We start from the raw sequence: 11,793 nt of genomic DNA, 5'->3' as shown, positions 1-11,793 counted from the left end.
TGTTAGTAATCTTGCCAATGTTGTACTACTTCCGCGTTAACAGTGTATAATCATAACCGCATTCTAAGGTAGTCGGTGGCCTCATAATGTCGTTGGATAGCTGTCCGTAATAAAAGACTCGTACCGGGCTTGCAACTCTTCCAGACCCACGTTGAGCAGGTACATGGTTTTGAAAAATTCGGGTAGCTCAATTTCTAAAAATCGTTCTTTCCGATAAGCCAGGATCCGTTCATTGGCTTTTTCATCAGCTGAATAGCCGATACCTCTTTTGTTGAAAATGATCTCCTTATTCTGAAGAAACTCATAGGTGCGCATGACGGTGTTGGGGTTTACTTCCAGCATGCCGCCCAAATCTCTAACTGAAGGAATTCGCTCCCCGGGGGGCCACTTTCCCAGCAAAATCTGCTCACAGATGTAATCAGCGATCTGGAGGTAAATAGACTGTTTATCTTTAAATTCCATGATGGGCTGCGCTGATTAAATTTGTTTTTCCTTAAGCCTGATGTAGGATATGTACCACATGCCCAGAATCAAAAACGAAGGAAAGGCATACACCACATCCTGAAATACTGATGGAAACATTACGTCATAATGCTTATTCAATGCATAGTACGATACTTTCCAACTTGTAAAAGGGAATGTCACGAGTTTTGAAGGATTTCCGGCTAAGAAATTGGCCTGCCATAAACTGAGAGCAGTCACCAAAACGTAGATTACAAAAAAACTTATGGCCGTTTTGATATAAGAAAGTTTCTTAAAATAGATCGAGCCCAGAAATACAAATCCCTGAATCATGATATACATTAACACAAAGTAGGTCAGCGCGTCTGGCGGTATGGGTTTGTATCTGAATGTCCCTATTGTTGGCTTTGCATTGGCGTAATCGGTCAGGTAATGATGCAGCTTCAAAAATAGAAGCATCAAAGGGACTACGAAAAGAAGATTTAGAAATAGAGCACTGAGAAATTTTTCCATTCTGGAAGCAGGAATCATAATCGCTGATATGCCTGTTGAAGATGATCCATATTGGCTAAATGCCTGATTGGTGTACAAGCTTCCTCCAAAAATCACCACCATGAAAAGTGCAAGCGCATGGAGGAACATCAAAATCATACTGGGCTCCCTGACAATTGCAATTGGAAGCATCAGAAAAATGAGCAGTGCTAGCAGCAAACCGGCCATCATCAGATAACTTTTGCCTTTTTCGGAAGTGTCCAGTTTCAGTATGAGGAGAAACCGGCGAAAATCGAATGATTGATTCATTGTAAAAAATGTTTTAAAGTTTTGAAAGGAATTACCACAGGAATGATATGTTGTACCAGAAATCCTATGATGATGAGCAATAAAGTCAGTATTAATCTCATGGCCTTCCTTCGAATATTTTTTTAATACGTTCGCGGTTTCCTATTACGGCATTAAACAGTTGTTCAAGATCTACACGGCTGTCTTCCTTTTCATAATTTTCGGTCACGGCTTTGTAACCACGCAAGGAAGGTTCGGCATACAAAATTCTGTCATCGTGGTCCACACTGGCTAGAGTTTCAAAACAGAGCCGTTCAGCTACTTCTTCCAGGCTATGCTGAATGAGGATCTCACTGTCCTCTATGATGATGATTGAGTCTATCAGATTATCCAGGTCACGCGTCTGGTGTGTTGAGATCAGTATGGTGCGATCAGTTTCCAGGGCCGAGGATACGATTTTTCGAAACTGACTTTTAGAGGGGATGTCCAGGCCGTTGGTTGGCTCGTCCATCAGAAGAACCTTTGTATTTGTTGCCAGGGAAAAAGCAATCAGCACTTTTTTCTTCTGGCCATACGACATGCCCGTCAGCTTATTACCTTTTGGGATGTCAAATTCACCGATGTAACTGTTAAATTGCTCCTCGTTAAAATGAGGGTAAAACGGCGCAAATGTATTCAGGTACTGTTGCATCGTTACCGAGGGCAAATAAATTTCCTCCGGAATAAAGAACAAGTCCTGCAAGAAGGCTGGCTGACGTTTGCGTGGTTCGTAGCCTGCGACCTCAATTTTGCCTTCCAACGGATAAAGCAGACCTGCCATGTTTCGAAGTAAGCTCGATTTTCCAGCACCATTCTTGCCCAGGAGGCCATAAATGTGCCCGGGTTCCAGCTTCATGGTCAAATCCTCAAACAACTTTTTATGCTTACTATACCCAAAAGATACGCGGTCAAGGTGGATCATTGCCTGGTTGTTTAGTGTTCTAGTTAAATAGTACACTGCGAAGGTAAGTAGGAGATTTGGAATTCCAAGTAAAGTGTGGAAGTATTTTTTGGAGGAGGGTGGAAGAGGGAGTAAAGGATGACGGAGGAAAGGGACAAGGGAGGCAGAATGTATGGAAATCGAAAGTTTTATTCTAATTTGCTTCCCTCCTCACGGTTTTGAAAAATTCGATCTTAAAATTAATTCGAAATCTTTTAAAACAATTTATTATGGTGAACCGCTTCGTGTTCGGTAAATGTCGTTGTCTTTTTTGTTATGTTTTCTTTATTGCTTTTACATCCGTGCCTGTCTTTGGGCAGACCAGAAAGCGTGATTTGGTAGTAAGTCCACAGGTCTATTTTTGGAAGGGCATGTTGAAATCTAATCAAAATTTTAATTCTCAGTATTTTGGAATTGGCTCATCCGTCCATTATTATTTGTCGAATAGGTTTGCAATAGGCGTTTTATTTAACGGAAAATACTGGAATTTTGATGCTAAAGTGGCTAGCTCTTTCGATAGACGGACTTTTGAGTGTTCTGTGATGCCTGAGTTGCAGTATAATATCTTGAAATCAAGGCTAACTCCTTTTTTGAAGACGCAGATGCAGTTTATAACGATTGGCTCTAGATGGCAGAGAAATGATGATCCAACAAAACCTTTAAGACAGCGGAAGGTGAACACATTATTGATAGAGAGGCAATGGCCTCCACTGTACGCAATCGGTGTAAGCGCGGGTATTTCCTATTCCATTCGGGATAATTCCTCAGTCTTCCTGTCCTTGAATAGATATTCTTTAGCAAATTTTTCCATATCATCGATCCAAATCGGCTTGGGATGCCAATTCGTTTTGAACAGAAAGAAATAGAAAGCCCTCATTGATTAAGACTGCTGCAGCTTCTCAAAATCCTCCATCGTATCAATATCGATCTCTCCCTGTTGAAATGGAACGTATGAAACGTCAGTTCCGAATTTTTTAAGAAGTTTTTTTGCACCTTCGGCACCTTCTAAAAGTTTCAGCGCATCGAAATATTGATTTTTGAATAACACCGGAGTGCCCATTGTGTTTTGATATGCACATGCCACAATGGTCTTATCTTCTATTTTTGCCGCCTCAATAAGATTTTGAAATAATTCGGACGTGACAAAAGGCTGGTCGCTTACAGCCAGGATAACGGAATTCGTATTTTGATCCAGTTTCAGAAGTTTTGTCAGGCCAGTCCGGATGGATGATCCCATTCCCTGCTGCCAGTCGGGATTGTGCGCAAAATGAACTGGCAAATCAGCCAATTCTCTGGATACTGCTTCCTGGTTCGCCCCTGTGACCACAATCACGTTACCCACATCGGCCGCTAATGCCTCGTCTGCTACATTTCGGATCAGACTTTTATTTTTAAACTGGAGTAATTGCTTGGCTTGTCCAAGTCGCGATGAGTTTCCTGCCGCCAGAATGATGATTCCAACCGATGCGTGCTCCTTTTTCATTGTTCAGAATGGGACTCGTTCACCGCACATAGGAAATCTTCCCCGGAATCCTTTGGGTAGTCCACTTTCTGATCGGAGCGACTGTGAATCGGTGCCGCTTTTTCTCGCAGTGAAATTCCTTTCCTCCCATTCAGCACGGCTTTGATCTCTGCCAGGATCGAAAGTGCAATTTCCTCAGAAGTCTCTGCGCCGATATCCAGGCCAATAGGACCGTATATTCTGGATTTTTGCGCTGCTGACACTTCAATCCCTTCCAGAAGCAGGTCGTCAAACATTCGATAGAGCTTTTTTCTTGGACCCAGGGCGCCGATGTAGGTACAATCCTCGAGTTGAATCAATGCTTTCAGCAGCGAAAGGTCATAGTTGTAATTATGGGTCAGCAATGCAAAGAATGTCTGCGAATCGGTTGTCAGTTGAGCAAGTACCTCGGTCGACTTGGCTACGATAATCTCATCTGCTTTTGGGAAACGTTGTTTTGTTGCATGCGACACCCTGCCATCTACCACTGTGATCCGCCATCCCAGTATAGACGCCATTTCCATCAGCGGAATCGTATCGTTTCCCGCACCGACGATTACCAGTGAAACGGGCGCAGGAATATATTCTATAAAGCCGGTAAGTTTTTGTTTGTCGATTACAAATTCTTCAAAAGTAGAATCCTTGCTGAGCGCCACCTTTTCCGCTTCTATATTTAGGAGCTCCATATCATGATGGGTAAGGTTATTCACAACACCATTACGCTTCATTGCCAGAAAACAGGTTCCCGGCTGGACAGCAGTTCTCGAATTTAATGCAAAAAGTGTAACCAGTACTGCGCTTTGACGCCTGACCAATATCCTTTTCAATAGTTCGATGGGGTGATTGGGCTCATCTACGTGGATGGGTTCGAACAGGATGTGAACAATCCCATTGCAACCCAGCTGTACGCCAAGGGTTGTATCGCTTTCGTCTGTGGTATCGTAGGTGACCAGTTTATTCTTTTGTTGCGAAATGGCCAGTAGTGCCTTTCGGAGTGCATCGCCTTCCAGGCAGCCACCGCTGATAGCGCCTGTCAATTGTCCGTCATCTGTAACCAGCATGCGAGCGCCTGGCCTGCGGTACGATGATCCTTCCACATGAACCACCGTTGCGAGTGCCATTTTTTTGCTGGATACCAGGGCTGCTTCGTAGGCTTTGATGATGTCAGTAATTTCCTTCATGGCGGTGTTGCTTTACAATTTTAGAAATTACGTTGATGGCATAGTCTACTTGTTCTTCAGTTGAAAATCGTCCCAGACTGAACCGGAACGAGTTATGAATCTGCTCATTGGACAAACCCATGGCTTTTAATACAAAACTGGGTTCCAGGGTTGCTGATGTACAGGCCGAGCTTCTCGAAAACGCAATGCTATTTCCAGCTTCGAAGATCAGTTTTTCGCCGTCAATATTTTCAAAAGTGATGTTGGTTGCATGGGGGAGGCGTGGCGCATTCTTTCCGTTGATGACCGTTCCACCTAGTCGGCCAATTTTACTCTCGAATAAGTTTCTTAAAGTAGTAAGCCGGTTGGTATCCACTTCCATGTATTCGTAACAAAGCTCACACGCCTTACCAAATCCTACAATGCCCGGAACATTCAATGTGCCGCTGCGCATGTTTCGTTCGTGACCGCCCCCTTCGATCTGCGCATACAATTCCACCTTTGGATTTTTTTTTCGGACATATAAGGCACCCACGCCTTTGGGGCCGTACATTTTATGTGCACTGAACGACATGAGGTCGATTCCGTCCATAATCACATCGACAGGGATTTTGCCAACTGCCTGTGTCGCATCACAAAAAAGCAAAATTCCATGCTTTCTGGCAATCCGACTGATGTGTTTAATGGGCTGGATCACCCCTGTTTCGTTATTGGCATACATGACGGCAATGAGGGTGGTGCTTTTTGTGATCGATTTTTCCAGATGCTCCAAGTCAATCAATCCATTGGGTAAGACAGGCAGGTAGGTGACTTCTATACCTTTGGTTTCGAGGCTCCTGCAGGTGTCCAGAACAGCTTTATGTTCGGTGGATACGGTGATAACATGGGCTCCCTTATTGAAATATGGTTCATGAATGCCTTTGAGTGCGAGGTTAATGGCTTCCGTAGCGCCTGAGGTGAAAACGATTTCCTGCGGGTGGGCACCTATTAATTTTGCTACATTTTCCCGGGCAATGTCTACGGCTTCTTCCGCTTCCCACCCGAAAGCGTGTGTGCGGCTGGCGGCATTCCCGAACCGCTCCACAAAATAGGGGAGCATCTCATCCAGTACGCCCGGGTCCATGGGAGTGGTGGCATTATTGTCCAAGTATACAGGTGTTTTAAGAGTCATCGAAGGAGTGTTAATTCAATCCGTTTTTTTTTTAAAAGCTAAAAACCACGCTTATCGTTTAATTTGCGTCATTTATTAACAAATGTAAAACTGAAGGGTGTAAGACCAGCATGTTGGGGGATTAAGGGATAGGGGCTCCTGAAATTTGGGATAGTAATACGACAGGATAAACAGGATTAACATGCTGCCCTGTTCCCCCAACCCCCTAATGAAAGAATCCTGTACATCCTGAAATCCTGTCTTAAATTTGGGATCGTAATACGACAGGATAAACAGGATTAACATGCTGCCCTGTTCCCCCAACCCCCTAATGAAAGAATCCTGTACATCCTGAAATCCTGTCTTAAATTTGGGATCGTAACACGACAGGATAAACAGGATTAACATGCTGCCCTGTTCCCCCAACCCCCTAATGAAAGAATCCTGTACATCCTGAAATCCTGTCTTAAATTTGGGATCGTAACACGACAGGATAAACAAGATTAACAGGATGCCTTGTTCCCCCAACCCCCTAATGAAAGAATCCTGTACATCCTGAAATCCTGTCTTAAATTTGGGATCGTAACACGACAGGATAAACAAGATTAACAGGATGCCTTGTTCCCCCAACCCCCTAATGAAAAAATCCTGTCCATCCTGAAATCCTGTCTTAAATTTGGGATAGTAATTGCGACAGGATGAACAAGATTAACAGGACGCATTGTTCCCATTAACCCGCCAACGAAAAGAATCCTGTCCATCCCGAAATCCTGTCTTAAATTCGGGATATTAATGCGACAGGATGAACAAGATTAACAGGATGGTTCGTTCCCACTACCCCCCAGCGAAAAATCCTGTCCATCCTGAAATCCTGTCTTAAATTTGGGATAATAATGAGACAGGATGAACAAGATTAACAGGATGGTTTGTCCCCATTAACCCCCAATGAAAAAAATCCTGTACATCCTGAAATCCTGTACTAAATTTGGGATAGTAATTGCGACAGGATGAACAAGATTAACAGGATGGTTTGTCCCATTAACCCCCAATGAAAAAAAACCTGTCCATCCTGAAATCCTGTCTTAAATTTGGGATAGTAATTGCGACAGGATGAACAAGATTAACAGGATGCTTTGTTCTGATTACTCCCCCAACGAAAAGAATCCTGTCCATCCTGAAATCCTGTCCTAAACATGCAAAGCAGGATACCAGGAATGAACCATATAATATCAAATGGGCCCTGTTTTGGCAGTAGATTTTAAATGTTTTTCGGTTTGATATTTGGCGGTTAATGAAACTAATTATTTAATTTTTTGTTAAACTCTATAATGTTAGTAGATTAATTTTTAATACTTAAACTTTCACAATTATGTCACTTAGACTAGGAGATATCGCGCCTGATTTTGAGGCAAGCACTACGCAGGGAACGATCCGGTTTCACGAATGGCTCGGTAGCAGCTGGGGGCTTCTTTTCTCACACCCTGCTGATTTTACTCCGGTTTGTACCACAGAATTGGGCAAAACGGCTCTTTTAAAAGGAGAGTTTGAGAAGCGGAATGTAAAGGTGCTTGCGGTAAGTGTGGATGATCTTGATTCGCATAACAGATGGATACCGGATATCAATGAGGTAAACCATACAGAGGTTAATTTCCCAATCATCGCAGACGAAGGTCGTAAAGTAGCTGAGCTGTATGACATGATCCACCCGAATGCGAGCGAAAAAGCCACGGTTCGTTCTGTATTTATCGTCGGGCCAGATAAGAAAATTAAACTGACGTTAACCTATCCTGCATCTACCGGACGTAATTTCAATGAAATCCTACGCGTTGTGGATTCTCTGCAACTGACTGCCAATTATTCCGTAGCAACGCCCGCCGATTGGAAAGATGGCGACGATGTGATCGTGGTTCCAGCGGTGAGCACGGCGGACGCGGAAGTTAAGTTTCCAAAAGGACTGAACATTGTAAAGCCTTATTTGAGATACACGCCTCAGCCTAACAAATAATACGTGAAGTTGCTATTCAAGTAAGAGCGTGAGGTTCATAATAACAAAAGCGTTCAGGGTCTGTTGATCCTGAACGCTTTTGTTTGCGGGGCATTGGAATCTATTGGCGTTCGATAACTACTTGCTGTTCTTCAATGTTCATATCCTCGCCAAAGTAATCCATATTGCGGGCACCTTTGTAGTAATACCAGATGGATAGCGCCATCGGTATATGGGCAATGTCGTTGTAATTGAACCAGGGGCCGAAGCTGAACTTCAAGGCATGGAAACCAGCAGATACGGCTCCCAGCAGTGTCGCGATGAAAATGTACCGGCTACCAGCGTTTTTTCTGTGCCGGTAAACATACACCTCCATGGTGAACAGCATCAGAAATAAACCGTAAAACGCATGCACTTCTACAACCACAAAATTGAGTGTGACCAAGGTCAGTACAAAGAAAATTGTGAGTTCCACATAATTGAGCCAGCCGAGGATCTTACCGATTTTTTGATGGAGTAAAGGCTTGATATGCCATATCGCGGCTCTTTCAAAAAGGGCAACGGCAATCATGCTCGCAAACCACCCCGGGATTTTTCCTGGTTTCCCTGTCAGGTAAAGAAAACCATGTCCCAGGATTCCGCCGATGGCAGTGGCAATACCCATGAAAAGGAAAAAATACCGCAGCTGGGTATACATTCTGTGTTTTCGATCCATTTTGCCCAACTGCACGAAGGCATAGGCGCAGACAACCGTCATCATCAGGCTGGACAGGACGGAGGATGGTTCCAGTATGGTTACACCGAAGAGTTGAATCTGATGGACCTTGCTGAAATCTATTTGAACTTCATTCATTTTTAAAATTCCCTTTTTGTTGGAGACAGGAGCGTGTTGTGGATTTTCCTCAAAGTTAAGTACAAATGGCCTTTTTTATAAAACCTTCGAGACCTTTAAAGTCGGGATACTAAAATTGTACCATAGTGGTAGGGTTGTTGAAATCGATGACTGTTGCACATTTAGGGATGGTAAAGAAATTAGCCGGCTGTGCAAATCCGGCATTTCGTAGATGAAAACGGCTGTTCGATCTATTATCCGGACGGAATTGTAAGCGATGATATTTCTTTGTATTAGTAATTGTATTAAATCTATATCAGACTTAATACAAAGCAAAGGATTTACACAAGAACAACCATGAAAAAATCATCTCTATCAGTATCAGGATTAATGCTTACGGTTCTATTAGCAATCGGGAATATTCTTCCCTCTAATGCTCAGACCCAATCTTCTACTTCCCCGGTTGTTGTAGAAACAACCCCCAAGGGTAACTCGAAAATGATCGGGATCGTCACAGACTCGTTAGCGGCAACAGGTGTAGAATTTGCTAGTATTGCACTTTTCAGTGTTGCGAATAATAGCCCGGTGGACGGAACTATTGCGGATGAAACCGGGAAATTTCAGTTAGCCAAAATCGCTCCGGGAACCTACAAGCTGTTGATTTCTTTCATCGGATATAAGGACAAAACCATTGATAACATTCAGGTGGTAAAGGGTAAAGATGTGGATTTGGGAAACATCAGGATGTCGTCGAGCATCAAAACGCTGGATGAAGTGACCATCACGGGTGAAAAATCCATGATTGAAGAAAAGGTGGACAGGCTTGTGTATAATGCTGAAAAGGACATTACGGCCAAAGGTGGCGATGCAGCCGATATTCTGCGCAAAGTTCCCATGTTGTCTGTGGACCTGGACGGGAATCTTTCTTTACGGGGGAGCGCCAATATCCGTGTGCTGATCAACAATAAGCCGTCAACGATCCTAGCGAGCAACGTTGCTGATGCTTTGAAGCAAATTCCGGCCGACATGATCAAATCGGTGGAGGTGATTACATCACCATCGGCCAAATATGATGCGGAGGGATCCGGTGGAATTGTGAACATTATCACCAAGAAAAACAACTTGCAGGGCCTGACTCTCAACATAGACTCCGGTGTGGGTAACCGCGGAACAAACCTGGGGTTGAATGGAAGCTATCGGAAGGGCAAGATGGGCTTCACCCTGGGCGGTTTTGGCCGTGCTTTCTATAATAAAGCTGAATCTACTTTGAATCAGTCCACTTTTTCGATGGGTAATACCTATCTTACCAACCAGACTTCCACAGCTAAGGATCGTGGCGTATTTGGTCAGTATTCGCTGGGATGGGATTATGACCTGGGCAAAAATCAGGCGCTTTCGGCAGGGCTGAGATATGGAACGAGAAATTTCATTCAAAAACAAAATCTGAATATCAGTCAGTTTGAAAACAGCATTCAGGATGCAACTTCTCAGCGGAATGTAAACCGGAAGGATCTTTCCGGTACCGTAGACTTCAACATTGACTACATACGCACGTTCAAGCCGCAGCAGGAGTGGAGCATTTCTACACTTTACAGCAGAACCGGATTGACCAATAATTTCGATACGGACATTCTGAGTGAATCCGGAGGAATCGGCAGCAGGCTGAAAAATGTTAATAAAAACTACAATTCGGAATTTACATTGCAGACCGATTACCAAACCCCGATCAAGAAGAATCAAATGCTTGAATTTGGGGCCAAAGGTATTTTTCGAACCGTTACCAGTGATTTTAAGTATCTGATCGCCGGTGAATCAGGAGATTTTATGTTTAATAGTAGCAACCCGTCGGGCAGTTTGAACTACAGCCAGAATGTGGCCGCCGGATATTTGAGTTATACGTTGACAACGCAGAATAAATATACTTTTAAAGTGGGAAGCAGATATGAGTTCACAGGTATCTCGGCAGATCTGGCTGAGAAAGGGAAAGTGACTATTCCCAATTATGGAAACCTTGTTCCCAGCATTAACGTGTCCAAAAATTTGAGTGCAAGCACGGTGCTTAAGGCCGCATACAATCGACGCATACAAAGACCGGGCATTCAGCAGCTCAATCCAAATGTCAATCTGGCCAATCCGCAGAGCATCAGCATGGGGAACCCATTATTGAGCCCCGAACTGACAGATAATATGGAGGTTGGGTTGAGCACAAATATTAAGAAAACTTATATCAACGCATCGGTATTTGGTCGTCAGACGAATAATTCCATTACCCGGGTTTCGATGGCCGTAGATACTTTGGCAGGGGCTATCGTGACAACTTTTGAAAATATTGGTAAGCAAAAAGCTTTTGGTATGAACGTATTTGCCAATGTATATATCACGCCGAAATGGACGGTAAATGGTAGTGTGGATCTTTTGCAAAGTTATCTGGAAGGTCAGGCTACCAATGCAGGGGGTTTGTCGGTTCCCGTCAGCAACTCTGGCTTCAACTATGGAGGTCGCCTGATGTCACAGGTTTCTTTGAGGCAAGGATGGGGTTTGCAGGCATTTGGCTTTTACCGCGGTAAGGAAGTGCAGTTGCAGGGGACGCGTACAGGATTCTATATGTATTCGCTCGGCTTCAAAAAAGACTTTGCCAATAAGAAAGGGAGTATTGGTTTTGGTGCTGAGAATTTCCTGACAAAAGGGGTACGCTTTACATCCGATCTTAAATCTACTCAGTTTAATCAGACCAGCGCTACGCAGCTCTACAATCGAAACTTCAAAGTGACTTTCAGTTATGCAATTGGTAAAATGAGTTTCGATGCGCCAAAGCGTAAAACGAAATCCGTAAGCAATACCGACGTCATGGGAGGTGGTGATCAGAAATAAGTTGTACAGGCAAGAATTAATCAATAGCCGGTCGCTCGGATCGGCCATTGGCTTTTACAACGAACATAACATAT

The 11,793-nt window shown here is 43.7% G+C and carries 9 protein-coding genes; 2 read left to right on the top strand and 7 right to left on the bottom strand.

Features of this window, described 5'->3' with window-relative positions:
* Nucleotides 1–81: 81 nt before the first annotated feature.
* The 6 genes from DYADSP32_RS09745 to DYADSP32_RS09720 all read right to left on the bottom strand — a co-directional run bounded on the left by DYADSP32_RS09745 (nucleotide 82) and on the right by DYADSP32_RS09720 (nucleotide 6,053).
* On the bottom strand, nucleotides 82–462 hold the full coding sequence (locus DYADSP32_RS09745) for a GntR family transcriptional regulator (RefSeq protein WP_149242908.1): 381 nt from the start codon (nucleotides 460–462) through the stop codon (nucleotides 82–84).
* A gap of 15 nt (nucleotides 463–477) precedes the next feature.
* Complete coding sequence (locus DYADSP32_RS09740; RefSeq protein ID WP_149242909.1) at nucleotides 478–1,263, bottom strand: hypothetical protein; 786 nt, start codon at nucleotides 1,261–1,263, stop codon at nucleotides 478–480.
* Between the two features lie 97 nt (nucleotides 1,264–1,360).
* Nucleotides 1,361–2,203, bottom strand: a complete 843-nt coding sequence (locus DYADSP32_RS09735) for an ABC transporter ATP-binding protein (protein WP_149242910.1) — start codon at nucleotides 2,201–2,203, stop codon at nucleotides 1,361–1,363.
* Between the two features lie 898 nt (nucleotides 2,204–3,101).
* The gene (locus tag DYADSP32_RS09730) at nucleotides 3,102–3,704 is read right to left on the bottom strand and encodes a nucleotidyltransferase family protein (protein ID WP_149242911.1); all 603 of its coding nucleotides are present in this window, start codon (nucleotides 3,702–3,704) and stop codon (nucleotides 3,102–3,104) included.
* Nucleotides 3,701–4,903: an XdhC/CoxI family protein gene (locus DYADSP32_RS09725; protein WP_149242912.1), complete on the bottom strand. Its 1,203-nt coding sequence runs from the start codon at nucleotides 4,901–4,903 to the stop codon at nucleotides 3,701–3,703. Before DYADSP32_RS09725 ends, DYADSP32_RS09730 begins: the two co-directional genes overlap by 4 nt.
* A complete protein-coding gene (locus DYADSP32_RS09720; RefSeq protein WP_149242913.1) occupies nucleotides 4,887–6,053 on the bottom strand; it encodes an aminotransferase class V-fold PLP-dependent enzyme in 1,167 nt (388 codons plus the stop codon). The genes DYADSP32_RS09725 and DYADSP32_RS09720 overlap by 17 nt, the downstream gene beginning before the upstream one ends.
* A gap of 1,348 nt (nucleotides 6,054–7,401) precedes the next feature.
* Here DYADSP32_RS09720 and DYADSP32_RS09715 point away from each other — a divergent pair.
* The gene (locus DYADSP32_RS09715; RefSeq protein ID WP_149242914.1) at nucleotides 7,402–8,037 is read left to right on the top strand and encodes a peroxiredoxin; all 636 of its coding nucleotides are present in this window, start codon (nucleotides 7,402–7,404) and stop codon (nucleotides 8,035–8,037) included.
* A 100-nt stretch (nucleotides 8,038–8,137) separates the two neighbouring features.
* On the opposite strand, the gene DYADSP32_RS09710 is transcribed toward DYADSP32_RS09715, so the two are convergent.
* Entirely contained in the window at nucleotides 8,138–8,869 is a 732-nt protein-coding gene (locus DYADSP32_RS09710; RefSeq protein WP_149242915.1) for a DUF6962 family protein, read from the bottom strand.
* A gap of 336 nt (nucleotides 8,870–9,205) precedes the next feature.
* Here DYADSP32_RS09710 and DYADSP32_RS09705 point away from each other — a divergent pair, with 336 nt between their 5' ends.
* Complete coding sequence (locus DYADSP32_RS09705; protein WP_414617660.1) at nucleotides 9,206–11,719, top strand: TonB-dependent receptor domain-containing protein; 2,514 nt, start codon at nucleotides 9,206–9,208, stop codon at nucleotides 11,717–11,719.
* Nucleotides 11,720–11,793 lie beyond the last annotated feature (74 nt).

Source organism: Dyadobacter sp. 32 (genome assembly GCF_902506755.1).
GTDB lineage: Bacteria > Bacteroidota > Bacteroidia > Cytophagales > Spirosomataceae > Dyadobacter.
Note: the sequence above shows the minus strand (reverse complement) of the source record. Positions and strands in the feature narration are given on the sequence as shown.